Below are 21,752 nucleotides of genomic sequence, written 5' to 3'. Positions count from 1 at the left end.
TGTCCATCGCCCGGTTGAGGTGGTAGGGGATCTGCGCGACCTGCCCCGAGGCGACCAGGGCGCTGACGGTGACCAGGCTGCGATCCCGCGGCGCCAGGTCCGGGCGCAGCCAGAGGTCGCGGAACAGCACGTCCGTCGTGTACTGCACGATCCCCGGCGCCACCGCGCCGAAGTTCTGCGCCACGCCCGTCGCGCGCCGCGCCTCGGCGGCCTCGTCGAGGGAAAGCGGCTTGGGCGAGGCCGGGGGAAGCTGATCGGCCGCAATGCGCCGCTGGGCGAAGACGTCCTTCGTGACTGCCACCGCCGCCATGGCGTTCGCCCAGCCGGAGTAGAAGGCGAGATGGGTGATGATCTCGGACAGCTCGCCCGGCTTGACGCCGTTGTCGAGCGCCAGGGCGACGTGGCGCGGCATCTCGACCGCTTGGTTGCGCGCGATGAGAGCCGCCATGGTGACGATGCTGCGGTCGCGCGGCGACAGGCCAGAGCGCTTCCACAGATCGCCGTTGATCGGGCCTTGCGCGTATCTCTCCAGCGCCGGCGAAACTGCCCGGATGTCGCCCGGCGTCAGCGTTCCGGCATGGGTTCCGGAGCCCGGCGTGGCCGCGCCCTGCTGCGCATGGACGGCCGACGAGGCGAGCAGAGCGAGTGATGCGATCGTCGCGGCAAGACGTTTCATCGGTATCTCCAGTTGACCAAGTCTGAGACGCGAGAGGGCACGGGCGTGCGTCTCCCAGGGGCCTGCTCAAACTTGCATGGAAGGTTGCGTTTGATTAGGAGCCGTCCGGCGATAAGGCTTATCGCGCCAGCTCATGAATGAAGTGCCGGAACGGGCCGGCGCGACGCACCGGCCCTGCCTTTTGTCCCGGCCGACGCGATCAGGCGCTCAGGGAGGCGGTGTCGATCACGAACCGGTACTTCACATCGCCCTTGAGCATGCGCTCGTAGGCGCCGTTGATCGCGTCGGCGCGGATCAGCTCGATGTCGGAGACGATGCCGTGCTCCGCGCAGAAGTCGAGCATCTCCTGCGTCTCCGGGATGCCGCCGATCATCGAGCCGGCGAGCGCCCGGCGCTTGGTGATCAGGTTGAAGACGTTGGGCGAGGGGTGCGGCGTCGCCGGTGCGCCCACCAGCGTCATCGTCCCGTCGCGCTTCAACAGCACGAGGAACCCATCGAGGTCGTGTGGGGCGGCCACGGTGTTCAGGATGAAGTCGAAGCTCTTCGCGTGGGCGGCCATCTCGTCGGGATTGCGCGACACCACCACCTCGTCGGCGCCGAGCGCGTGAGCGTCCTCGCGCTTGGATTCCGAGGTGGTGAAGGCGACCACATGCGCGCCCATGGCGTGGGCGAGCTTGATGCCCATATGGCCGAGACCGCCGATGCCGACCACGCCCACCTTCTTGCCCGGACCGGCCTTCCAGTGCTTCAGGGGCGAATAGGTGGTGATGCCGGCGCACAGCAGCGGCGCGACCGCGGCGAGCTGCTCCTCCGGATGCCGGATCCGCAACACGTAGCGCTCGTGCACCACGATCCGCTGCGAATAGCCGCCGAGCGTGTGGCCCGGGGGATCGTCGGTCGGGCCGTTGTAGGTGCCGACCATGCCGTCGCAGTAGTTCTCCAGCCCGTCCTCGCAGTCCGGGCAGTGCCGGCAACTGTCGACGATGCAGCCGATGCCGACAAGTTCACCCGTGCGGAAGCCCGAGACATGCGCGCCGACCGCCGACACGCGCCCCACGATCTCGTGGCCGGGGACGCACGGCCAGTGCGTGCCCACCCATTCCGCGCGCGCCTGATGCAGATCCGAGTGGCAGATGCCGCAATAGGCGATCTCGATCTGGACATCGTGCGGGCCGGGAGCCCGCCGCGTGATCTCCAGCGGTTCGAGGGGTTTGTCGGCGCCGTAGGTGCCGTAGGCCTTGATGGTCATGAAGCGCTCCTTGGTTCTTGTGTCACGTTCGAGGTGTTCCCGTCAGGCCGGCTGAAGCCGGTCCGTGCGCGACGCACCGAAAGCCAGAAGGGCGGCCATCACGAGCAGGACGGTGCTGACGCCGAAGGTGGCCTGATAACCGCTCAGGTCGAACAGCGTCCCTCCGACGGTCGCACCCAGCGTGATCGCGAACTGGATGGTCGCGACCATCAGGCCGCCGCCGGCCTCCGCGTCCGCCGGCAGGGTCCGCGACAGCCACGTCCCCCAGCCGACCGGCGCGGGCGTGCCGATCAGGCCCCACGCCCCCAGCAGCAGCGCCGTCCCGGCGACCCATCCGCCGAAGGCGACCAGCGCCACGGCGATGCCGGCCATCAGCAGCGGGATCACGATGAGGACGCCATAGACGCTCCGGTTCAACACCGGTCCGATCAGCATCGTGCCGGCGAAGCCGGTCACCCCGACCACCAGCAGAAGGAGCGACAGCGTGGAGACATCGACACCGGTCACCGTTTCGAGGAACGGCCGCAGATAGGTGAACAGCGCGAACTGCCCCATGAACAGGAACAGGATCGCCGCCATCCCGAACGCCACCTTGGGCCGGCCGAGAAGCCGGAACACGGTCCCGGTGCCGGACCGGCGCTCGCTGCGCATCGCCGGCAGGCTCATCAGCTGCCAGCAAAGCGCGAGGACCGCGAGCGGCACCACGCAGAAGAACGCGCCGCGCCATCCGATGAAGGCGCCAAGGAAGCTGCCCAGCGGAGCCGCGATGGTGGCCGCGAGCGCGTTGCCGCCGTTGAGGATGGCAAGAGCCCGCGGCACCGAGACCTCCGGCACCAGCCGCATCACGGTCGCCGTCGACATCGACCAGAAGCCGCCGATCGTGACGCCGAGCAACGCCCGGCCGATCATCAGCGTCGCGTAATCCGGCGCGAAGGCGACGACCGCCCCCGACAGGGCCATCAGGCCGGTCAGGGACAGCAACACAACCTTGCGGTCGAGCCGCCCGGTCGCCGAGGCGATGAACAGGCTGGTCAGCACGGCGAAGATACCGGACACGGAGATGGCCTGTCCGGCTTGGCCTTCCGTCAGGATCAGGTCCGTGGCGATTGGCGTCAGCAGGCTGACCGGCATGAACTCGGACGCGATGAGCACGAAGACGCAGAGCGACATCGCGAAGACGGCGCCCCAAGCGGCCGGCCGGGGCGCGGCCGCGCCGTTTCCGGAAGAGATGTGAACCTGCATGCGATGGCCTGGATGTGGAGGATGACCTTCGGTCGGGCAGCGAACGCTGCCGTCAGGACCGGGTTGATCCGGTGGGGCATAGATAATCGAGGCGCGCGTCGGCCATTAGCGGCCCAAAACCGCATGCGGTTATGAGATGCATTCATCAATCACCGCGGCGCTCCCCGCCCCCAAATCCGGCTCGGCCGCCGCCGATTGATGAGCGGAATTCATAACGACAAGCAAAACGCGCCGTCTAATGCGCGCGCTCCGCATCGCCTAGATTTCCGCCGTGAAGCAGCCAAGCCGGTAGGGAAGCCCGGGCGAGAAAGGAGCCACTGCAATGAACAGGCAAAACGCGGACGACCGCACCGTGGAAGCGCATGCCGGCATGGACATCGACCGGCGCAGCCTGCTGAAGATGACCGGCGCCGGCATTGCGGCGCTGGGCACGATATCGGTCCTCGACCTGCCGGTTGCGGTGGCTCAGGACCTGTCGAACGGTGCGAACAACTTCTACACCAGCGACCGGGTGAGCCTCCAGAAGGTCACCTTCAAGAACCAGTATCGGATGGACGTCGCCGGGAATCTCTTCACGCCCAAGACCCTCGACCGGAATGCGAAGAGTCCGGCGGTCGTCGTCGGGCATCCGATGGGCGCGGTGAAGGAGCAGAGTGCCAACCTGTACGCCACGAAGATGGCGGAACGGGGATTCGTCGCCATGGCCATCGATCTGCCGTTCTGGGGCGAGAGCGATGGTCAGCCTCGCAACCTGGTCTCGCCGGACGTCTATGCCGAGGCGTTCAGCGCGGCGGTCGATTTCCTGGGCACCCGGCCGTTCGTCGACCGGGCGCGGATCGGCGCAATCGGAATTTGCGGCAGCGGGAGCTTCGTCATCAGCGCCGCCAAGATCGACCCGCGCCTGCGGGCCATCGCGACGGTCAGCATGTATGACATGGGCGCCGCCAACCGCGATGCGCTCCGGCACTCCCAAACTGTCGAGCAGCGCAAGCGGATCATCGCGGAGGCCGCCGAGCAGCGCTATGTGGAGTTCACCGGCGGCGAGACCAAATACACCAGCGGGACGGTGCATGAGCTGACCGCGGACACCCACCCCATTCAGCGCGAATTCTACGACTTCTACCGCACGCCGCGGGGCGAATTCACGCCCACAGGCGGTTCACCCGCGATGACCACGCATCCGACGCTGTCCAGCAACGTCAAGTTCATGAACTTCTACCCGTTCAACGACATCGAGACGATTTCTCCCCGTCCGATGCTGTTCATCAGCGGCGACCAAGCCCACTCCAAGGAGTTCAGCGAGGACGCGTACCGGCGTGCCGCCGAGCCGAAGGAGCTTGTCTGGGTCCCGGGTGCCGGGCACGTCGATCTCTACGACCGCGTGGACCTGATCCCGTTCGACAAGCTGGCCAGCTTCTTCAATCAGCACCTCGCCGCGTAGGCGCCCGCGTCCCACCCGGCGTCAAAACTCAGCGGAGAGCGCCATGCGACCCCTGCCGTCGATTGCCGCCAGCCTCGTACTCCTCGCGACAGGACATGCCATGGCACAGGACAGCATCCTGATCTCCTCCGACTGGGGAACGGTCACGGCCGAACTGGCCGACAACGCTGCCGCACGATCGCTGGCGCAGATGCTGCCGGTCACCATCGAGATGCGGGATCACCTGCGCCAGGAAAAGACCGGCACTCTGCCGGCCGCCCTGCCGGAGGTTGCGCGGCAGCGCGACTTTTCCGTCGGAACGCTCGGCCTGTGGGGTCCCGATCACTTTGTGATTTACTATCGCGGCGGTCGCGTCCCTCAACCGGGCATCGTCATCCTCGGCACGGTGACCGGCGATGTGTCGATCTTCGACCGCCCCGGTCCGATCTCAGTCCAGGTGCAGCACGCGCGGTGAACGACCGCGCTGCCACCGCACCCCGTTGCGCGTATAATGAAGTCCTCACCATGAGGGGGCTTCATGAATGGCGCGCCAGAACGTCAACGACCTGCTCGCCTTCCTGGCGGTCGCCCGGGAGCGCAGCTTCACGAGGGCCGCGGCCAAGGTCGGGGTCTCGCAGTCGGCGTTGAGCCACACCATCCGCCAGCTCGAGGCCAGGCTCGGCGTCCGCCTGCTCACCCGCACAACGCGCGCCGTCTCCCCTACCGAGGCCGGCCAACGCTTGCTCGAAAGCATCGGTCCGCACTTCGACGAGATCGAGACCCAGGTGGAAGCGCTCAGCGCGTTGCGTGACAAGCCGGCGGGCACCATCCGCATCGCGGCCGCCGACTATGCGATCAAGCATGTCCTGTGGCCGAAGCTGCGGAACTTCCTGCCGCAGTATCCCGACATCAAGGTCGAGCTGGTGCTCGACAATGGGCTGACCGACATCGTCACCGAGCGTTACGACGCCGGCGTGCGCATGGGCGAGCACCTCGCCAAGGACATGATCTCCGCCCGGATCGGCCCGGATTTCTGTCTGGCGGTCGTCGGGGCGACATCCTACTTCGCCGACCATCCGAAGCCGACACACCCGAAGGACCTCGTCGGCCACACCTGCATCAATTTCCGGCTTCCAAGCTTCGGCGGGCTCTACGCGTGGGAGTTCGAGGAAAATGGGCGCGAGATCAAGATCCGCGTCGAGGGGCAACTGATCTTCAACAACATCTTCAACGCGCTCGACGCGACGCTGGATGGCTTCGGCCTCGCCTACATTCCCGAAGAGATCATCTTGCCGTACGTCGCCGACGGCCGGCTGGTGCGCGTCCTTCAGGACTGGTCGCCCTATTGGGATGGCTACCATCTCTACTACCCGAGCCGCCGGCAATCTTCACCGGCGTTTGTCGCCTTGGCTGACGCGCTGCGCCATCGCGCGTGACTCCAGTGCGTCCTGAATCGGCATGCACCACGCCGGGTCCACTTCGGCCGGTTAGCTGGGCCGGCGAGCCGGGCTTCCTCCAGACGGAACGGCGATAATCAACGCCATGTTTGCGGCGCCCCTGGTAGTCGCCCTGAATGACAGGCAGATGGCTGCGCCGGTTGGCGAGGGTGGAAGGGCTCAGTACCTCCTATCTGCTCGTGGCGCGAAGCGGAACCGGCTGGGGGCTCAGCGTGGACATCCCGCTTACCGGCGCTGCTTGGAGCGAAGTGGCGCATGCCCACATGGTTGGGCATGAAAACGGCAAGGCGAAGGAGCACCGGCCGCCCCAGGCGGCCGGTGCGAATTTTCCGGGCGGGGGCCGCCCTCCCGGAGGAGGGCGGCGTCTCGTTTCTACTCGGCCGCAGCCGGCAGGTCCGCGTCCGGTTTGTTCTCGGCTCTCGACTCTGGTTCGGGACCGAACCGCATGGCGCTGGGGAGCCAGTCGCGGCCCTTGATCTGCCAATCCTGCGCGTCATCCCCGGCGTCCGCCGTGCGCTCGAAGTGCTTCGCCAGCGCGGTGACCAGACCGGATTTCTTGTAGTCCGACAGCCGCGCCATGCTCACCGTGGCGCCGCTCTCCATGGCGATGGTGCAGATCTGGTCGCGGGTGCGCCCGCCGAGGAAGGTCTCGTCCGGCCGCCACCAGTCGCGCATGTCGGTGCCGAGGTCGTGCGCCACCCGGTTGAACAGGCTGTCGCCGTGGTCGATGGCGTCCAGGTCGCCCTGACCAAAGGCGAGGATGGTCAGCAGCAGGTGCAAGCCATCCAGGTCCTCGTCGCTCAGCCGCTTGACCCGCTCGTACAGATCGGCGCCGTCCTTCGGCTCGTCCACCAGCCGCTCCCAGGCGCCCCGGCGGCGCGGACCATAGGCGGGCTCGTCGTCCTCGGCCGGCGTCGGCCCCAGCATCCGCTCGAAATGCGCGGCTGCCGCCTCGACGGCATCATGACTGCGCGGCCGACCGTCCTCGCCCGAGAACAGCGCAAGGGCGGGGTGCGCCTCCACCGACACCCGGCCGTGGTGACCATCGGCACCGCGCATCAGCATCGCCACCGCCACCTGCTTGGCCGTGCGCCGGGCGGCGATCAGCAGCGTCTGCACCGCCAGGGTCTTGTGCGCGGCCATGTGGCGGACCAGCCAGGACGGGTATTCCGGGCGCTCCCGGCGCGTCGCCAGCGGGCTCTCCCGCGTCTCGGCGGCGACGGTGCGCTGCACCTCGTGACGCACCAGCCCGTCGCGCACCTCGACCCGGCCGGCCGGCGTCAGGTTGATCACCACACCGCCGCTCTCCCCGTCCTGCGCCGCGCGGTAGTGCCACCACGACACCCCCTGCGTGTCGAACACATCCACGAAGGCGACTGTCTTCGAACGCTCGGCCGCCATCGCCTCGACCGCCTGCCGCTGCAAGGCGTGGAACTGCTCGGCGTCGTCGAAGTAGGTCGCCTCCGCTTCGGCGAACAGGTTGGAGGTGAAGGTGCCGCTGTAACGCTCCAGATGCCGGCGGGGTCGATGCGCTTGCGCGGGTTGCTGGTGGGCGGGAGAAGCTGGGACAGGGGAACGCGCTGGGTGCTCATGGTTCACTTCCCTCTCTTGAAGCTGCGAAGCAGCAGCAAGCCGCTGCTGCTTCCCGGGGCCGCGCGAGCGGTGGGTGAGTGGGGGGCGAGGGACGGCGCGCCGGGCCGGGTTGCCTGGGCGAGGGGCACGTGCCGTGCCCTGAGCCGGCGGCCCTGCCTGGCAACAGGCGGCCCTCGCGGGGGAGAGCGGGCAACGCCCGCTCTCCCCCACACAGGATCGGTACGGGTGGCAATCCCGCGCCGATTCGATGGACCGAGGCCGCAGGCCTGCCGTATGGATTTGCGGCAAAGGTCGTCACCGAAGCGGACGAGACGCGCAACGACGCAGCTCGGCGGGCCTTGGCTCGTGGAGCCCGATCCGGCGCTGTGCGCCGGAGTCGCCCTCAACGCGCTCTCATGGGGCACCCGGTGATTGCTGGGTGATTGCTGGAGCCGGACAGCTCTGCTCACACAGCCGCTTTGATCGTGAAAGGGAGCACCGCCAACAACAAAAAAGGCCCCGAAGTTCAATGACTTCGAGGCCTTCTTGCCGGTTCCAGAATGGTCGGAGCGACAGGATTCGAACCTGCGACCCCCAGACCCCCAGTCTGATGCGCTACCAGGCTGCGCTACGCTCCGTACCTGGAACCGGGGTGGGCCGGGACTATAGCGGCGCCCGTAGGGGGACGCAACGGTTTCCCGTGACCTTTTTTCGCCTTCACGACGCGCCCCGCCCGCGGCCCAGCAACGCCCGCAAGCGGCGCAGTTCATCCACCACCGCCTCGATCTCCCGGCGGGCGTGGTCGGACAGCGTGGATGGCGCCTCGTCGGCCTCGTCCATCTCCGCGGCCATCTCCGCAGAGTCGTCGGCGAACAGATCCGGAGTCGCCGGCTCGTCATCCACCTCGTCGGCGGGCGGGCGCGGCGCGGGGCCGGACGGCAGCGTGCCGCGGCGCTCCTTCAACAGGCGCTGCACGCCCTTGATCGTGTAGCCCTCCTGGTACAGCAGACCCTGGATCCGGCGCAGCAAGTCGACGTCCTCCGGCCGGTAATAGCGCCGGCCACCGCCGCGCTTCAGCGGACGGATCTGCGGGAACTTGGTCTCCCAGAAGCGCAGCACGTGCTGCGGCACGTCCAGGTCGCTGGACACCTCGCTGATCGTGCGGAAGGCGGTCGCGGACTTCATAACCACGGGTCTGCCAAGGTCCCCTGCCGTCATTGCGATCCGGAAGGAGCCCCGCCCGCGCTCACGACGCGGCCTTGACGCGCGCCTGCGCCGCTTCGACCGCGTTCAACCCCTCGTTGATGCGGTTCTTCAGCACGTGGCTGGCGCGGAACACCAGGACCCGGCGCGGCAGGATCGGCACCTCCTCGCCCGTCTTGGGGTTGCGCCCCACCCGCTCACCCTTGGAGCGGACCTGGAAGCTGCCGAAGGAGGAGATCTTCACCATCTCGCCGCGCGCCAGCGCGTCGGAGATCTCGTCGAGAATGCTCTCGACCAGATCGGCGGATTCGTTGCGCGACAGCCCCACCTCCTGGTAGACGGCCTCGCTCAACTGCGCACGCGTGACGGTGTTCTGCGACATCTCCAGCCTCCCCCGCGAGCCCCGGAGGAAACGGTAATGCGCGCGGAGAACACCGTCAATTCAAAAGCTTGGCCCTTACAGCCAAGATTGCCCTGCTACCAGCGGACGAGCGCCGAGCCCCAGGTCAACCCGCCGCCGATGGCTTCCATCAGGATCAGGTCGCCGCGCTTGACGCGGCCGTCGTGCACCGCCTCGGCCAACGCCAGCGGGATCGAGGCGGCCGAGGTGTTGCCGTGCCGGTCCACCGTCAGCACCACCTTGGAGGACGGCAGCTTCAGCTTGCGCGCGATGCCGTCGATGATGCGCTGGTTGGCCTGGTGCGGCACCAGCCAGTCGATGTCCGACGGCTCCAGCCCGTTGGCGACCAGCGCCTCCTCCACCACCTCCGACAGCTTGGTGACGGCGTGGCGGAAAATCTCCTGGCCGTGCATGCGCACGTGCCCCGTGGTCATGGTGCTCGACGCACCGCCGTCCACGTACAGCAGATCGTAGTAGCGGCCGTCCGAGTGCAGGTGCGTGGACAGCAGCGCGCGGTCGGACGCGTCGCCCTTGCCCTCGGCCGCCTCCAGCACCACCGCGCCGGCGCCGTCGCCGAACAGCACGCACGTGGTGCGGTCGTTCCAGTCGAGCAGGCGCGAGAAGGTCTCGGCGCCGATCACCAGCGCCCGCGTCGCCTGACCGGTGCGGATGAACGAATCGGCCACCGACAGCGCGTAGACGAAGCCGGCGCACACCGCCTGCACGTCGAGCGCGAAGCCGCGGGTCAGCCCCAGCCCGGCCTGCACCTTGGTCGCGGTGGAGGGGAAGGTGTTGTCCGGCGTGGTGGTGGCCAGGACGATGCAGTCGATCGACGCGGCGTCCATCCCGGCGTGGTTCAGCGCCGCCCTGGCCGCCGCCAGCGCGAGGTCGGAGGTCAGCTCGCCCTCGGCCGCGACGTGGCGCGAGCGGATGCCGGTGCGCTGGACGATCCACTCGTCCGACGTATCGACACGCGCCTCCAGGTCCTTGTTGCTGACCGCGTTGGCCGGCAGGTAGGACCCGCAGCCGACGATCCGGGAACGCTTCGCCATGTTCAGACCGCTGCCGCCTTGGTGTCCGGGAGGGTGTCGTCGCCGCCGAGGCGGTGCATCTCGGCCTTGATCTTCTCGTTGAAGCCCTGCGCCACCAGATTCACCGCCACGCCGATGGCGTTGGCGAAGCCGATGGCGTCGGTGCCGCCGTGGCTCTTCACGCATACACCGCGCAGGCCGAGGAACATCGCGCCGTTGTAGCGGCGCGGGTCGGCGCGTTGCTTCAGCTTGGTGAAGGCCGAGCGCGCCAGCAGGTAGCCCAGCTTAGCCATCAGCGAGGACTGGAAGGTGCGGCGCAGGAACTCCGCGTACAGCTTGGCCGTGCCCTCGGCGGTCTTCAGCGCGACGTTGCCGGTGAAGCCGTCGGTGACGATCACGTCGGTGGTGCCGGCCGCGATGTCGGTGCCCTCGACGAAGCCGTAGAAGCGGCCGGGGAACGGCGCCTCGCGCAGCCGCGCCGCGGCGGCGCGCACCGTCTCGTTGCCCTTCACCTCTTCCGAGCCGATGTTCAGCAGGCCCACCGTCGGCTCGGTCAGGCCGAGCACCGTGCGCGCGAAGACCGACCCCATCAGCGCGAACTGGACGAGGTTGTCGGGCGTGCACTCGGTGTTGGCGCCGAGGTCGAGCATGACGCTCTCGCCGCGCTGCGTCGGGAAGAACGACGCGATCGCCGGCCGGTCGATGCCCGGCAGCGTCTTCAGCACGAACTTGGCCATGGCCATCAGCGCGCCGGTGTTGCCGGCGGAGACGACCGCCGCCGCCCCGCCCGCCGCCACCGCGTCAATGGCGAGGCGCATGCTGGACTGCCGCCCAGTGCGCAACGCCACGGAGGGCTTCGCGTCGCCGGCCACCGCCTCGGCCGTGTGCACCACCGTGGCCACGCCCTTCAGCGCCGGATGCTTCGCCAGCAGCGGCTCGATCCGCGCGGAGTCCCCGTACAGCACGTAATGCACGTCGGGGAATCGCTCGCGGGCGAGATTCGCCCCGGCGACCACCATCTCGGGGGCATGGTCGCCCCCCATGGCATCAAGGGCTATGGTCAGGCGCTGGCTCACCGAGGACAGGCTCCCTGGAACTGACGGGTGGCGGCCGGCCGGACCGGTCAGGCCGCCGGCTGAACCACTTCGCGCTGGTCGTAGTGCCCGCAGGACCCACAGACGTGGTGCGGGCGGGTCAGCTCGCCGCAGTTCTTGCACTCATGGTACGAGGCGGTCGACAGCGCGTGGTGCGAACGACGCATGTTGCGACGCGACTTGGAGGTCTTCTTCTTCGGAACAGCCATGGCCGTAACTCACATCAACTCATTGGAAAAGGCGGCCCGATGAGGGGCCGCCCGGCGCGAGCCGCATTCAATACGGCAAACCCGCGCCAAGGGCAAGCCCGAACCATCTCTTTCACCACGCGGCTGCATCCCGCCGCGCGGCGGCCCTATTGCGGCGGGCGCTTCAGCTTGGACAGCGCGGCGAACGGGTTCGGCCGCTCCTCCTCCACCTCGTCCTCCTCGTCGTCGAAGGCCACCGCCGGCAGCTCGACGCCGGGCGCGCGCGGATAGGGGTCGAGCGCCAGCGACAGATGCTGCGCCGTCAGCTCGCCGATGTCGATGCGCCCGTTGACGATGGGCTCGATGATGTCCTCGTCGGCCATGCTGGCGTCGAACTCCATCTCCTCGTCCGCCTCCGGGACCAGTTCCGGCGGGGCGAACAGGGACTCGAAACCGTCCTTCACGGTGTTGCGCACCGACTCCAGCGTCACGACGCAGGTCTGCACCACGTCGGCCTCCAGTTCGCCGGTGACGCGGATCATCTCGCCGCCGCTGGCGCGCTTCAGGCGCACCGTCGCCTTGAGACGGTCGATCGCCTCCAGCTCGAATCGTTCGGCCAGCGCCGCGCGCTCGGCGGCGTCCGCCTCGATCACCTCGACCACCTCGCCGCGCTGCACGGCATCGGCCTTCACCGTGCGCGAGAATTCGGGGGGCGGCACCTGATGCTGCATGCTCGTTCTTCCTCGTTCTTCGGCAACAGCCCGGCCAGCCGGGTGTTCGCCGTTAATCCTTTTGCGCGGGCGGCTCGGCCCAGTGGAACGCACCGGACAGCAGCGAGTCCAGCGGCTGCGCCGCCAGTTCCGCCACCGAGCGCCGGACGTAGCCGGCCAGCGCCGTGATGGCGCGCGGGTCGGGCTCCGGCACCGTGCCGTAGACGTTGTTGTCGAGCGCCACCTCCAGGGCCGGGTCGTCCTGGGCGATGGCGGCGTCGTAGGCGGTCAGCCGGCCGCGCGCGCCGCCGACCATGGCGGTGACGCGCCGGGCGATTCCCTGGTCGCCGACGCCCATCTCGCGCAGCGTGCGCTCGAAGTCGTTGGTGACCACCTCGAACAGCCGGCGCGAGCGGGCGTCCGCCGCCGCCCCCTGCCCCTTCAGCCGGTGCATGACCAGGAACAGGTGCAGCGCCACCATGTCGAAGCGGCCGTCCAGCGTGTCGGGCACGCCGAGCACGCCATAAAACTCCGGCCGGCGCGCCTGGGCGACGATGCGGGCGTAGAGGTCGGCAGCCGCCTGCGCGTCCTGCGAACGGCCGAACAGGCGCCCGAAAAGGCGGTCAAACACGCGTTCCGGTCTCCCATATGGGCGGAGTCGTTGACAGGGCCAACCGCCCGGTGCGATTGTCCAGGCGTTTTGGGGTTAGGGCTCCGCTCGCCGAGCGTACGGCCGCCCCCTGGATGTCTCATCCTAGCCGAGCGCCATGACCAGATCGACTCCTTCCCGCGTTTTCGCCGTCGCCCTGCTGGGCCTGGTCGCCACCGCCTGCGCGCCCACCGTGGCGACGCGCGGCAACCTGACCGATCCCGAGGCGGTCGCCCAGATCAGGACCGGCACCACCACCCGCGACGAGGTGGCCAACCTGCTGGGCACGCCGACCTCGGTCGGCACCTTCGACCAGAAGGTCTGGTACTACATCGGGCAGAAGACCGAGAAGACCGCCTTCTTCAAGCCCGACGTGATGGAGCGCCGCGTCGTGGTCGTGCACTTCAACGACGCCGGCGTGGTCAGCGACCTGAAGACGCTCGACCACAACCAGGGCCTGGACATCGAGATGGTGGAGCGCACCACCCCGACGCACGGCCGCGAGATGGGCTTCCTGGAGCAGATGATCGGCAACTTCGGCCGCTTCTCCGCCAAGGACAGCAAGGGCAAGGGTCCGGGCAGCTGAGCCCGGCTCCAGTCCCCGGAGACGACGAAAGGCCGGCGCGGGGCGCCGGCCTTTTTTGTTGCCCGGCCCGAACCCGGCCCGGTTGGCGCGCCGTCAGGCCTGCGCCGGGGGCTGTTCGGGCAGGGCGGCGTCGGGAACGCTCGGCGGGGCGGCGAGCGTGGCGCCGGCGTACTGCACCTGGCCGGCGCAGAACGCCTCGTTCAGCTTGGTGGCCACGTCCGCCACCGACGTCGCCTTGATGCTGTCGCAGCCCTCGATCGTGACGCCGCTCAGCATCGCCGAGAAGACGCCCGGCTGCTGTTCCAGCACGACGCCCAGCGTCTTGGTGGTGCTGCTGCTCTGCTCGCCGTCCTCGGTCCGGGTCACCAACACCACGTCGTCGGGCTTGCCTTCGCCCGTGGCGCGCACATAGATCGAATTGGTCGTCGTCGCCATGTCCCTCTCCTGAAGCTGCATCGCAAAAACGGGGCTCCGTTCCGGCCGGTACTGTGCACAACCCAACCGGGCTTTGGCAATCGCTCAATTCGCGAAGTAAGCCGACCAACTCGCGCATAACAGGCAATGCACGAAAAAGGCCCCGGGACGTTTCCGTCCCGGGGCCGCAAGTCGTTCGTGGTCGTCTTGATCAGGCCAGCGCGTGCAGGATGGCCAGCAGCAGGATCGCCACGATGTTGGTGATCTTGATCATCGGGTTCACCGCCGGGCCGGCGGTGTCCTTGTACGGATCACCGACGGTGTCGCCGGTCACCGCCGCCTTGTGGGCGTCGGATCCCTTGCCGCCGTGGTTGCCCTCTTCGATGTACTTCTTGGCGTTGTCCCAGGCGCCGCCGCCCGAGGTCATCGAGATGGCGACGAACACGCCGGTCACGATGGTGCCGAGCAGCATGGCGCCCAGCGCCGAGAAGGCCGCGGCCTTGCCGGCGATGGCGGCGACGATGAGGTACAGCACCACCGGCGCGAACACCGGCAGCATCGAGGGGATGACCATCTCCTTGATGGCCGCCTTGGTCAGCAGGTCCACGGCGCGGCCGTAGTCCGGCTTGCCCGTGCCTTCCATGATGCCGGCGATCTCGCGGAACTGGCGGCGCACCTCGACCACGACCGAGCCGGCGGCGCGGCCGACCGCGGTCATGCCCATGGCGCCGAACAGGTACGGCAGCAGTCCGCCGATCAGCAGACCGACCACCACGTACGGGTCGTTGAGCTTGAACTCGACCGGCACGTTCGGGAAGTAGTGGCTGAGGTCCTGGACGTAAGCGGCGAACAGCACCAGCGCGGCCAGGCCGGCCGAGCCGATGGCGTAGCCCTTGGTGACCGCCTTGGTGGTGTTGCCGACGGCGTCCAGCGCGTCGGTGGTGACGCGGATCTCCTTCGGCATCTCCGACATCTCGGCGATGCCGCCGGCGTTGTCGGTCACCGGGCCGTAGGCATCGAGCGCCACCACCATGCCGGCCAGCGCCAGCATCGTCGTCGCGGCGATGCCGATGCCGAACACGCCCGCCTGGTTGAAGGCGATGATGATGCCGGCGCAGATGACGATCACCGGCAGGGCGGTGGCCTCCATCGACACGGCGAGGCCCTGGATGACGTTGGTGCCGTGGCCGGTCTCCGAGGAGCGGGCGACCGAGCGGACCGGACGGAACGAGGTCGAGGTGTAGTACTCGGTGATCCACACCAGCAGGCCGGTCACGCCCAAGCCGACCAGCGCGCAGATGAAGAAGTTCAGGCCGGTGACGTTGATCGTGGTGCCGCCGCCCGCCGCCATCGGGATCGGCCGGCTGAAGCCGAACATGACCGCGGTGACCAGCAGGACCAGCACGCCGGAGATCACCGCCGAACCGATGAGGCCCTTGTACAGCGCGCCCATGATGTTCTTGCTCGGGCCCAGCTTGACCATGAAGGTGCCGGCGACCGAGGCGATGATGCAGACCGCCGCGATGACCAGCGGGTACATCAGCAGCGAGCGGACGACGTCGCCCGTGAAGAAGATCGCCGCCAGCAGCATGGTGGCGACGATGGTGACGGCGTAGGTCTCGAACAGGTCGGCGGCCATGCCGGCGCAGTCGCCGACGTTGTCGCCCACGTTGTCCGCGATGACGGCGGGGTTGCGGGGGTCGTCCTCGGGGATGCCGGCCTCGACCTTGCCGACGAGGTCGGCGCCGACGTCCGCACCCTTGGTGAAGATGCCGCCGCCCAGACGGGCGAAGATCGAGATCAGCGAGGCGCCGAACGACAGGGCGACCAGGGCCTCCAGCACGACGCGGGCCTGCGCCGGGTCGGTGACCTTGTAGATCATCGACAGGATGGCGAAGTAGCCGCCGACGCCCAGCAGGCCCAGGCCGACCACCAGCATGCCGGTGATGGCGCCCGACTTGAAGGCGATGTCCAGCGCGTGCTCGAGCCCGACGGTCGCCGCCTGCGCGGTGCGCACGTTGGCGCGCACCGACACGTTCATGCCGACGTACCCGGCGATGCCCGACAGCACCGAGCCGACCAGGAAGCCGAAGGCCACCGGCAGGCCGAGGATGGCACCGAGAATGATGAGGATCACCACGCCGACGCCGGCGATGGTGGTGTACTGGCGATTGAGGTATGCGCGAGCACCTTCCTGAACCGCGCCGGCGATCTCCTGCATGCGTGCGGAGCCCGCGTCGGCGGCCATGACTTGCTTCCCGGCGTAAGCGCCATAGGCGAGCGCCAGGAGGCCGCAGGCGATGACTACTAGAAATCCTACCGTCATCCGTTCCCCCAGAAAATTGTCACTGGCTCGCCTTCGCACCGCAACAAAAGCCGCGGCGCAAAGCGAGCCGATTTTTTCGCCGGAAAGGATGCCCAAGCGGGGACCGCAATGCAACAGCCGCCACGCTCAAGGAAGCGCGACGAATTGGCAGGTCGATACTTCAGACTCGCACCATTGCGGTCTTTGGAGCGCTTCCAAACAAAGGTCACTTGTCGAAAGTCATATTCGCACCTGCGAAAGGACGAGTGTCCTTTTACGCACGCGAACGGCCGCAGCGCGGTGCCGCGCCGCGGAATCAGAGATTCCGCTGGGTCACCACCTGGACCAGCACGCCCTGCACCACGCCGGGGCCGAGCACCTTGGCGGCGGCGGCGGTCAGCTTTTCCTTGACGGCGGGGATGTTGACCAGCGGGCCGCTCATCAGCGACTTGTCATCGACTCCGGCGTACATGGTGGCGATGAAGGCGTCGACCAGGCGCGGCAGGTTGGCCGCGGCCTGCGGCTGTTTGACGGCGTCCACCTCGACGGTGGCGACGATGGTGACGAACTGCTCGACCTTCTCCTTGCCGAGCACCGGCACGACGATCGGGTTCATGCGCACGTAGGCGACCGGCGGCGGCGGCTTCTCCGCCTCCTTCTTCGCCAGTTCCTCCGCGGTGGGAGGGGTCATGAACTTGTTGTACAGCGTCCAGCCGCCGAACGCCGCACCGCCCAGCAGCGCCAGGCCGAACAGTAGCAGGATGATCGCTTTCATGGGACGGTCCGTCGTGATGCGACGGAAACCCTAGGCGGCGGATGCTTTATGGGGGGTTAAATCAGAAATGATCCCAGCCGCGCCGCGCCAGCGGCAGCGGCGCCCCTCGCGCGTCCAGCACCTCCACCCGCCCGGCCGGGCCGGGGGCGGTGCGGCCGATCTCGGTGATGGCGACTCCGGTCTCGGCGGACAGGGCGGTCAGGGCGCCGCGCGCCGCTTCGGGCGCGGTGAACAGCAGCTCGTAGTCGTCGCCGCCGGTCAGCGCCAGCGCCAGCCGGTCCGGATCGCCGCCGACCGCCGCCGGCACCGGCACCGACGCGGCGTGCAGCAGCGCGGCGCAGCCCGATTCCTCGGCGAGGTGGCCGAGGTCGGCGACCAGCCCGTCCGACACGTCGATGCACGACACCGCCAGCCCGCGCAGCCCAGGGCCCACCGTCACCCGCGGGTCCGGTCGGCGCAGCCGCGCCACCTGGGGCTCCAGCCCGGCACCGTCCAGCCGTCCCAGCACCACCTGCAGGCCGAGCGCCGCGTCGCCGATGGTGCCGGTGACGAACACCGGGTCGCCCACCCGCTCCGACCGGCGCGGCAGCGCCTGCCCGCGCGGCACCAGCCCGAAGGCGGTCACCGACAGGGTGATCGGCCCGGCGGTCGACACCGAGTCGCCGCCCGCCAGCTGGATGCCGAAACGCTTCTGGTCCTCGCCAAGGCCGGCGGCGAAGGCGGCCAGCCAGTCCTCGCCCAGGGTGCGCGGCAACGACGTGACCAGCGTGTAGGCGTACGGCTCCGCCCCCATGGCGGCGAGGTCGGAAAGGTTGACGCGCAGCAGCTTGGCGGCGATGTCGCCCGGCGGGTCGTCGGGCAGGAAGTGGATGCCGGCCACCATGGCGTCGACGGTGACGACCAGTTCCTGCCCCTCGGGCACGCCGAACACGGCGGCGTCGTCCGCCAACCCGCGCGCCCCGGCGAAGCCGGCGGCCAGCGGCTTGAAGAAGCGGTCGATGCGGCCGAACTCGCCAAGGGGGTTGGTCATGTCATCACTCTTGGCCCCTCCCCCCATGGGAAAGGAGGGTGTCAGTCCTCGCGCCCCGGCGCCGGCTGGGCCAGTTCCTCGGCGCGGACCTTGCGGGCGACAGTGTCGAGCACGCCGTTCACCATGCCCGGCTCGCGCCCGGCGAAGAAGGCGTGCGCCACGTCCACGTACTCGCTGATCAGGATGCGCGGGTGGGTGTCGGTGTGCGCGAACACCTCGTACGCGCCGGCGCGCAAGATGGCGCGCAGCAGCATCTCCAGCCGCTCCAGCGGGAACTTCGGGTCCAGCGCGGACGACAGCAGGCCGTCCACCTCGCCCTGGCGGTGGCTGGCGCCGCGCACGATGTCGGCGAACAGCTGCGGGTCGGCGGCGACGAACTGCGCGCCGTCCACCTCCTCGCCGAAGCGGTGCTTGACGAACTCGCCGATCACCGGCTCGACGCCGATGCCGGTCTGATCGACCTGATAGAGCGCCTGCACGGCCGCCAGCCGCGCCGCCTTGCGCCGGGCCTTGGCCGAACCGCCGCCGGACTTGCGGGGGCCACGCTTCGGTTTCGCGCGCGACGGCGCCTCGTGGTTGCTCATGGTGCTCAACTGGATCTTTTCAGGTGTGAGGGGTCAGCGCGGGAAGAGGCGGAAGTGGCGCTTCAGTTCGATCATGTCAAGGCAGGCCCGCGCCGCGAAGCCGCCCTTGTTCTTGTTGCCGGTGCCGGCGCGGGCCCAGGCCTGCTCGCGGTTCTCCACGGTCAGGATGCCGTTGCCGACGGCCAGCGTGTACTGCAGCGCCAGCTCCTGCAGGCCGCGGGCGCTCTCGTTGCAGACGATATCATAATGCGTGGTCTCGCCGCGGATCACCACGCCGAGCCCGACGTAGCCGTCGAAGCGCTTGCGGGCCGAGTAGAAGTCCATGGAGCGCACGGCGTACTTGATGGCGGCCGGGATCTCCAGGCAACCGGGCACGGCGAAGCGCTGGTAGGTGGCGCCGGCCTTCTCGATCTCGGCGATGGCGCCCTTCGCCAGCTCGTCGGCGAGGTCCTCGTAGAACCGCGCCTCGATGACCATGATGTGCGGCGTGTCCGGCATCGTCCCTTACTCCCCGTCCGTATTCCCGGGCACCGGGATCGGCCGCTGGCCGACGACGGTGAGCCCATAGCCTTCCAGGCCGATGATGGTCTTCTTGCGGTTCGACAGCAGCGTCATGCTGCGCACGCCGAGGTCCAGCAGGATCTGCGCGCCGACGCCGTAGTCGCGCAGCTCGCCGCCCGGCGCCACGCCCTCCATGCGCGCCTTCAGCGCCGCCGAGAGGTTGGCCGGCTGCGACTCGCGCAGCAGCACGACGACGCCGCGGCCCTCGCGGGCGATCAGCTCCATGGAGGCGTGCAACTCGCCGTCGCGCCCGGCCGAGGTGTCGCCCAGCACATCCTCCAGCACGTTCAGCGCGTGCATGCGGACCAGCACCGGCTCGTCGCCGGAGATGTCGCCGCGCACCAGCGCCACGTGCTCGGCGTACGCCACCTTGTTGACGTACACGTACGTCTGGAAGCGCCCGCCGTACCGGCTGTCCAGCGTGCCGGCGAGGCGCTGCTCGACGATGGTCTCGGTGCGGCGGCGGTAGGCGATGAGGTCGGCGATGGTGCCGACCTTCAGGTTGTGGAACTGCGCGAACTTCACCAGATCCGGCAGGCGGGCCATGGTGCCGTCGTCGTTCATGATCTCGCAGATCACGCCGGCCGGGATCTGCCCGACCATGCGGGCGAGGTCGACCGCCGCCTCGGTGTGCCCGGCGCGCACCAGCACGCCGCCGTCGCGCGCCAGCAGCGGGAACACGTGGCCCGGCGTGGTGATGTCCTGCGATCCCGCCTTCGGGTCGATGGCGACCTGCACGGTGCGGGCGCGGTCGGCCGCCGAGATGCCAGTGGTCACCCCCTCGCGCGCCTCGATCGAGACGGTGAAGGCGGTCTGGTGGCGGGTGCCGTTCTGCTGCGCCATCAGCGGCAGGTGCAGCCGCTCGATGCGGTCCTTGTCCATGGCGAGGCAGATCAGGCCGCGGCCGTGCTTGGCCATGAAGTTGATGGCCTCGGGCGTCGCGCACTGCGCCGGGATGACGAGGTCGCCTTCGTTCTCGCGGTCCTCGTCGTCGACGAGGATGAACATGCGGCCCTGGCGCGCCTCCTCGAGGATCTCCTCGGTCGGCGACAGATAGGAATGGTATTCGGAGGTCATGGTTGCCCCACCAGCCGGGCGACGTAGCGCGCCAGCATGTCGATTTCCATGTTCACGGCGTCGCCCGGCTTCAACTGCCCGAAGGTGGTGGCGACCTGGGTGTGCGGGATGACGTTGACGCCGAAGAGCGCCCCATCGACCTCGTTCACCGTCAGCGACACGCCGTCCAGCGCCACCGAGCCCTTGGGCGCCACGAACTTGGCGAGATCGGCCGGCGCCTCGAAGGTCAGGCGCACCGACTCGCCGTCGGGCCGCACGTCCACCACCCTGGCCACGCCATCGACGTGGCCGGAGACGATGTGCCCGCCCAGCTCGTCGCCCATCTTGAGCGCACGCTCCAGGTTGACGCGGGTTCCCTCGGCCCAGCCGCCCAGCGTGGTCTTCGACAGGGTCTCGCCCGAGGCCTGCACGGCGAACCAGCCCGGCCCCTTGTCGACGACCGTCAGGCAGACGCCGTTGTTGGCGATGGACGCGCCGATCGGCACCGTCTCCATGTCGAAGACGGTCTCGATGGTGAAGAGGGTGTCGCCGCTGCGCTCGATGGAGCGGACTCGGCCGACGTCGGTGATGATGCCCGTGAACATAGCGCGGCAATCTAGCCAGCTTTTGCACGGGGGGGAAGGAGCATCCGCACCGTGCGGCGCGCAACGGACTGTTGCGCGCGGCACGCGGGCTATCCGGCGGCCGGCCGCTCCCGGAACCACGCGGCGTGGCGCTCCAGCCAGACGCGCGGCGCCTCGGTGTCGGCCTGGTCCCACGGCGAGAAGCCGGGGCGGAAATAGGCCAGCCAGGCCCACACGCTCTCCGCCAGCAACCCGCGCCGGCCAAACAGGAAACGCAGGCCCTGCCGCCACGTCGCACGGCGGAACAACGCGCCGCTGCGGTGCAGGTTGCTGAGCGTCTGGACCGTGGTGTCGAGCGCGAACAGCAGCGTGACGTAGAGGAACCACGCCACCCGCCGGCCGTAGCCGCCGCCGGCCGCGCGGTAGACGTCGAAAATAACGGCGCGGTGCTCGCTCTCCTCCACCGCGTGCCACGTCCACAGCACGCGCATCGGCTCCGACGCGCCGTCCAGCCAGCCGGCGCCGCCCAGCACGGCGTCGCCGAAGGTGGCGGTGAAGTGCTCGTACGCCATGGCGACGGCCAGCTTGTTGAGCGGCCCGATGCGCTCGCTGATACGGATGCGCCAGGCGATGATCGGCTCGACCCGGTTGCGCAGCCCCTGCGCCTCCAGCCGCGCGTTGAAGGTGCGGTGCAGCGCGCTGTGCGTCGCCTCCTGCCCGATGAAGCGGCGGACGTCCTCGGCAATGGCCGGGTCGTCGATCAGCGGCAGGCCGGCGCGCGCGGCGTCGATGAAGTACTGCTCGCCGACCGGGAACATCATGGACAGCGCGTTGAACAGCTGGGTGCGGAAAGCCTCCCCGCCGAGCCATTGCGGCGGCATCTCCAGTTGCGCAACGTCGATCGCCGGCCGGCGCACGGTAAGATTGGACATCACCCGCCTCCATCGGTCGTGGACGGCGAAACGA

24 protein-coding genes and 1 tRNA gene are annotated in these 21,752 nt (G+C 68.8%); 4 read left to right on the top strand and 21 right to left on the bottom strand.

Features of this window, described 5'->3' with window-relative positions:
• From TSO221_RS27385 to TSO221_RS27375, 3 genes are all read right to left on the bottom strand, one after another.
• Positions 1–676: carboxymuconolactone decarboxylase family protein (locus TSO221_RS27385; protein ID WP_109121681.1), on the bottom strand; the 676-nt coding region annotated here is incomplete at its 3' end.
• A gap of 199 nt (positions 677–875) precedes the next feature.
• The gene (locus TSO221_RS27380; protein WP_109121680.1) at positions 876–1,925 is read right to left on the bottom strand and encodes an NAD(P)-dependent alcohol dehydrogenase; all 1,050 of its coding nucleotides are present in this window, start codon (positions 1,923–1,925) and stop codon (positions 876–878) included.
• Positions 1,926–1,967: 42 nt separating this feature from the next.
• Positions 1,968–3,095, bottom strand: coding sequence for an MFS transporter (locus tag TSO221_RS27375; RefSeq protein ID WP_109121685.1), 1,128 nt, complete (start codon positions 3,093–3,095; stop codon positions 1,968–1,970).
• Between the two features lie 394 nt (positions 3,096–3,489).
• Between TSO221_RS27375 and TSO221_RS27370 the strand changes: the two genes are divergently transcribed.
• From TSO221_RS27370 to TSO221_RS27360, 3 genes are all read left to right on the top strand, one after another.
• The gene (locus tag TSO221_RS27370; protein WP_199229653.1) at positions 3,490–4,608 is read left to right on the top strand and encodes an alpha/beta hydrolase; all 1,119 of its coding nucleotides are present in this window, start codon (positions 3,490–3,492) and stop codon (positions 4,606–4,608) included.
• Positions 4,609–4,651: 43 nt separating this feature from the next.
• A complete protein-coding gene (locus TSO221_RS27365) occupies positions 4,652–5,062 on the top strand; it encodes a cyclophilin-like fold protein (RefSeq protein WP_199229652.1) in 411 nt (136 codons plus the stop codon).
• 67 nt (positions 5,063–5,129) lie between these two features.
• Positions 5,130–6,023 carry a LysR family transcriptional regulator gene (locus tag TSO221_RS27360; protein ID WP_109121678.1) on the top strand — a complete coding sequence of 298 codons (894 nt, stop codon included), beginning with the start codon at positions 5,130–5,132 and terminating at the stop codon, positions 6,021–6,023.
• A gap of 393 nt (positions 6,024–6,416) precedes the next feature.
• On the opposite strand, the gene TSO221_RS27355 is transcribed toward TSO221_RS27360, so the two are convergent.
• The 9 genes from TSO221_RS27355 to TSO221_RS27315 all read right to left on the bottom strand — a co-directional run bounded on the left by TSO221_RS27355 (position 6,417) and on the right by TSO221_RS27315 (position 12,873).
• Positions 6,417–7,643, bottom strand: coding sequence for a hypothetical protein (locus TSO221_RS27355; RefSeq protein ID WP_146208922.1), 1,227 nt, complete (start codon positions 7,641–7,643; stop codon positions 6,417–6,419).
• A gap of 534 nt (positions 7,644–8,177) precedes the next feature.
• Positions 8,178–8,254 (bottom strand) — tRNA-Pro (locus TSO221_RS27350).
• A gap of 79 nt (positions 8,255–8,333) precedes the next feature.
• Positions 8,334–8,801 (bottom strand): MerR family transcriptional regulator, encoded by a 468-nt coding sequence (locus tag TSO221_RS27345; protein WP_109121676.1) that lies wholly within the window; start codon positions 8,799–8,801, stop codon positions 8,334–8,336.
• A 61-nt stretch (positions 8,802–8,862) separates the two neighbouring features.
• Positions 8,863–9,201: an integration host factor subunit alpha gene (locus TSO221_RS27340; protein ID WP_109121675.1), complete on the bottom strand. Its 339-nt coding sequence runs from the start codon at positions 9,199–9,201 to the stop codon at positions 8,863–8,865.
• Positions 9,202–9,296: 95 nt separating this feature from the next.
• Positions 9,297–10,271, bottom strand: a complete 975-nt coding sequence (locus TSO221_RS27335; RefSeq protein ID WP_109121674.1) for a beta-ketoacyl-ACP synthase III — start codon at positions 10,269–10,271, stop codon at positions 9,297–9,299.
• Positions 10,272–10,273: 2 nt separating this feature from the next.
• Positions 10,274–11,326, bottom strand: a complete 1,053-nt coding sequence (gene plsX, locus TSO221_RS27330; protein WP_109121673.1) for a phosphate acyltransferase PlsX — start codon at positions 11,324–11,326, stop codon at positions 10,274–10,276.
• Between the two features lie 47 nt (positions 11,327–11,373).
• Entirely contained in the window at positions 11,374–11,553 is a 180-nt protein-coding gene (rpmF, locus tag TSO221_RS27325; protein WP_109121672.1) for a 50S ribosomal protein L32, read from the bottom strand.
• 146 nt (positions 11,554–11,699) lie between these two features.
• Positions 11,700–12,263, bottom strand: a complete 564-nt coding sequence (locus TSO221_RS27320; protein ID WP_109121671.1) for a DUF177 domain-containing protein — start codon at positions 12,261–12,263, stop codon at positions 11,700–11,702.
• A gap of 52 nt (positions 12,264–12,315) precedes the next feature.
• Positions 12,316–12,873 carry a ubiquinol-cytochrome C chaperone family protein gene (locus tag TSO221_RS27315; protein WP_109121670.1) on the bottom strand — a complete coding sequence of 186 codons (558 nt, stop codon included), beginning with the start codon at positions 12,871–12,873 and terminating at the stop codon, positions 12,316–12,318.
• Between the two features lie 136 nt (positions 12,874–13,009).
• Between TSO221_RS27315 and bamE the strand changes: the two genes are divergently transcribed.
• A complete protein-coding gene (gene bamE / locus TSO221_RS27310; RefSeq protein ID WP_109121669.1) occupies positions 13,010–13,477 on the top strand; it encodes an outer membrane protein assembly factor BamE in 468 nt (155 codons plus the stop codon).
• 93 nt (positions 13,478–13,570) lie between these two features.
• Here bamE and TSO221_RS27305 read toward each other — a convergent pair whose 3' ends face one another.
• The 9 genes from TSO221_RS27305 to TSO221_RS27265 form a co-directional block, all read right to left on the bottom strand.
• Positions 13,571–13,912: a hypothetical protein gene (locus TSO221_RS27305; RefSeq protein ID WP_109121668.1), complete on the bottom strand. Its 342-nt coding sequence runs from the start codon at positions 13,910–13,912 to the stop codon at positions 13,571–13,573.
• Between the two features lie 190 nt (positions 13,913–14,102).
• Positions 14,103–16,217, bottom strand: a complete 2,115-nt coding sequence (locus TSO221_RS27300) for a sodium-translocating pyrophosphatase (RefSeq protein WP_109121667.1) — start codon at positions 16,215–16,217, stop codon at positions 14,103–14,105.
• 295 nt (positions 16,218–16,512) lie between these two features.
• Positions 16,513–16,971 (bottom strand): hypothetical protein, encoded by a 459-nt coding sequence (locus tag TSO221_RS27295; protein ID WP_109121666.1) that lies wholly within the window; start codon positions 16,969–16,971, stop codon positions 16,513–16,515.
• Between the two features lie 61 nt (positions 16,972–17,032).
• Positions 17,033–18,001 carry a thiamine-phosphate kinase gene (gene thiL, locus TSO221_RS27290; RefSeq protein WP_109121665.1) on the bottom strand — a complete coding sequence of 323 codons (969 nt, stop codon included), beginning with the start codon at positions 17,999–18,001 and terminating at the stop codon, positions 17,033–17,035.
• Between the two features lie 41 nt (positions 18,002–18,042).
• Complete coding sequence (nusB, locus tag TSO221_RS27285) at positions 18,043–18,585, bottom strand: transcription antitermination factor NusB (RefSeq protein WP_109121683.1); 543 nt, start codon at positions 18,583–18,585, stop codon at positions 18,043–18,045.
• 33 nt (positions 18,586–18,618) lie between these two features.
• The gene (ribH, locus tag TSO221_RS27280) at positions 18,619–19,083 is read right to left on the bottom strand and encodes a 6,7-dimethyl-8-ribityllumazine synthase (RefSeq protein WP_109121664.1); all 465 of its coding nucleotides are present in this window, start codon (positions 19,081–19,083) and stop codon (positions 18,619–18,621) included.
• A 6-nt stretch (positions 19,084–19,089) separates the two neighbouring features.
• Positions 19,090–20,223, bottom strand: a complete 1,134-nt coding sequence (ribB, locus tag TSO221_RS27275; protein ID WP_109121663.1) for a 3,4-dihydroxy-2-butanone-4-phosphate synthase — start codon at positions 20,221–20,223, stop codon at positions 19,090–19,092.
• On the bottom strand, positions 20,220–20,807 hold the full coding sequence (locus TSO221_RS27270; RefSeq protein ID WP_109121662.1) for a riboflavin synthase: 588 nt from the start codon (positions 20,805–20,807) through the stop codon (positions 20,220–20,222). Before TSO221_RS27270 ends, ribB begins: the two co-directional genes overlap by 4 nt.
• 89 nt (positions 20,808–20,896) lie before the next feature.
• Positions 20,897–21,718 (bottom strand): metal-dependent hydrolase, encoded by an 822-nt coding sequence (locus tag TSO221_RS27265; RefSeq protein WP_158284228.1) that lies wholly within the window; start codon positions 21,716–21,718, stop codon positions 20,897–20,899.
• Positions 21,719–21,752: the final 34 nt, after the last annotated feature.

Source organism: Azospirillum sp. TSO22-1, assembly GCF_003116015.1.
GTDB lineage: Bacteria > Pseudomonadota > Alphaproteobacteria > Azospirillales > Azospirillaceae > Azospirillum.
This window is presented reverse-complemented; position numbering and strand designations above follow the sequence as displayed.

What these genes read in the sequence shown, in the direction of transcription:
- TSO221_RS27380 (WP_109121680.1), bottom strand. Translation starts at nt 1,925, where the DNA reads ATGACCATCAAGGCCTACGGCACCTACGGCGCCGACAAACCCCTCGAA.
- TSO221_RS27375 (WP_109121685.1), bottom strand. Translation starts at nt 3,095, where the DNA reads ATGTCGCTCTGCGTCTTCGTGCTCATCGCGTCCGAGTTCATGCCGGTC.
- TSO221_RS27370 (WP_199229653.1), top strand. Translation starts at nt 3,490, where the DNA reads ATGAACAGGCAAAACGCGGACGACCGCACCGTGGAAGCGCATGCCGGC.
- TSO221_RS27365 (WP_199229652.1), top strand. Translation starts at nt 4,652, where the DNA reads ATGCGACCCCTGCCGTCGATTGCCGCCAGCCTCGTACTCCTCGCGACA.
- TSO221_RS27360 (WP_109121678.1), top strand. Translation starts at nt 5,130, where the DNA reads ATGGCGCGCCAGAACGTCAACGACCTGCTCGCCTTCCTGGCGGTCGCC.
- TSO221_RS27345 (WP_109121676.1), bottom strand. Translation starts at nt 8,801, where the DNA reads ATGAAGTCCGCGACCGCCTTCCGCACGATCAGCGAGGTGTCCAGCGAC.
- TSO221_RS27340 (WP_109121675.1), bottom strand. Translation starts at nt 9,201, where the DNA reads ATGTCGCAGAACACCGTCACGCGTGCGCAGTTGAGCGAGGCCGTCTAC.
- TSO221_RS27335 (WP_109121674.1), bottom strand. Translation starts at nt 10,271, where the DNA reads ATGGCGAAGCGTTCCCGGATCGTCGGCTGCGGGTCCTACCTGCCGGCC.
- rpmF (WP_109121672.1), bottom strand. Translation starts at nt 11,553, where the DNA reads ATGGCTGTTCCGAAGAAGAAGACCTCCAAGTCGCGTCGCAACATGCGT.
- TSO221_RS27320 (WP_109121671.1), bottom strand. Translation starts at nt 12,263, where the DNA reads ATGCAGCATCAGGTGCCGCCCCCCGAATTCTCGCGCACGGTGAAGGCC.
- bamE (WP_109121669.1), top strand. Translation starts at nt 13,010, where the DNA reads ATGACCAGATCGACTCCTTCCCGCGTTTTCGCCGTCGCCCTGCTGGGC.
- TSO221_RS27305 (WP_109121668.1), bottom strand. Translation starts at nt 13,912, where the DNA reads ATGGCGACGACGACCAATTCGATCTATGTGCGCGCCACGGGCGAAGGC.
- TSO221_RS27300 (WP_109121667.1), bottom strand. Translation starts at nt 16,217, where the DNA reads ATGACGGTAGGATTTCTAGTAGTCATCGCCTGCGGCCTCCTGGCGCTC.
- TSO221_RS27295 (WP_109121666.1), bottom strand. Translation starts at nt 16,971, where the DNA reads ATGAAAGCGATCATCCTGCTACTGTTCGGCCTGGCGCTGCTGGGCGGT.
- thiL (WP_109121665.1), bottom strand. Translation starts at nt 18,001, where the DNA reads ATGACCAACCCCCTTGGCGAGTTCGGCCGCATCGACCGCTTCTTCAAG.
- nusB (WP_109121683.1), bottom strand. Translation starts at nt 18,585, where the DNA reads ATGAGCAACCACGAGGCGCCGTCGCGCGCGAAACCGAAGCGTGGCCCC.
- ribH (WP_109121664.1), bottom strand. Translation starts at nt 19,083, where the DNA reads ATGCCGGACACGCCGCACATCATGGTCATCGAGGCGCGGTTCTACGAG.
- ribB (WP_109121663.1), bottom strand. Translation starts at nt 20,223, where the DNA reads ATGACCTCCGAATACCATTCCTATCTGTCGCCGACCGAGGAGATCCTC.
- TSO221_RS27270 (WP_109121662.1), bottom strand. Translation starts at nt 20,807, where the DNA reads ATGTTCACGGGCATCATCACCGACGTCGGCCGAGTCCGCTCCATCGAG.
- TSO221_RS27265 (WP_158284228.1), bottom strand. Translation starts at nt 21,718, where the DNA reads ATGTCCAATCTTACCGTGCGCCGGCCGGCGATCGACGTTGCGCAACTG.